The sequence below is a fragment of the Levilactobacillus zymae DSM 19395 genome, from assembly GCF_001434115.1.
In the GTDB taxonomy this organism is placed as follows: Bacteria; Bacillota; Bacilli; order Lactobacillales; family Lactobacillaceae; genus Levilactobacillus; species Levilactobacillus zymae.
This window is the reverse complement of sequence record NZ_AZDW01000015.1, coordinates 1-913: the sequence shown is the minus strand read 5'-3', so window position 1 is coordinate 913 and position 913 is coordinate 1. Positions and strand designations below refer to the sequence as shown.

Here is a 913-nt window from a genome sequence, read left to right as displayed (position 1 = left end):
TTTCTACGTCTTGTCAATGGAAATGTTGTTAAATCAACGATTCATGATAAGAAACTTAGGGCATTGGTTCGGTGACGGGGTCTTTCGTCACTGAACCAATGCCCTATTCCTGTTATTTTATTGATTTTAAGCCAGCTAAATAAGCCTTGAAGGTTTCAACTTTTTTTCAAGGCTGGTACTATAGATATAACGAATGTTACTTCGATTGAGGTGCTAGCTCATAGGAGTAAGGTTGATTCGTTTTTATTAGGTATAGGATTGTTTTGATAAGGCGATCCATCTGACGGACGATGAGTTTCTTCTTCGAAGAAGAGGCTTCTCGTCTTTTTTCGTATGCGTCGCGAATGTGATTGTTACCCATTTTGGGGTTAATCATAAGAATCACTGTCCAATATAGAATTCGACGTGCGTGTGGATTGCCGTGTTTCGTGATATGTCGAGCTGATTGATGGTCGCCAGAGTCGACTTCCGTCATGTCGATACCCACATAACTATTTAGTTGTTGACGCGTATTGAAACGACGGATATCACCCAATTCGCTAATTAATCGAATGGCGGTACTACTGCCAATCCCTGGAATTGTTTGAAGTAATTCATACTCAGGTAAGGATTTACCGAGCGCCGTCATGCGCAAGACCTGCTGGTCCTGCGCAGTTTCTAATGCCAAGACCTGCTCTGCTAAAACCTTCATTTGGCGTGTATTATCGGAGCTAAGCGAAACCGCATCACCATTCTTAGCGGCTAACTTCCACAGCTTTCGGGCAGCGTCGTGGGCTCGTTTGGGCCCGATCCCCTTAAAATGAGCTGCTAATATTCTGTTTTCTAATTCATTAAGGTCGCCAATTTCACGAATGATTTGAGCGTGAGGAAAGAGCGTTAATAGTTCCCAAGAAAGCTTGGTATCTAAGTCAAA

1 protein-coding gene is annotated in these 913 nt (G+C 42.8%); it reads right to left on the bottom strand.

Annotation, left to right across the window (positions count from 1 at the left end; translation table 11 throughout):
* Window positions 1-196: 196 nt before the first annotated feature.
* On the bottom strand, window positions 197-913 hold a 717-nt coding region (locus tag FD38_RS03515; protein ID WP_157058826.1), incomplete at its 5' end, for a transposase.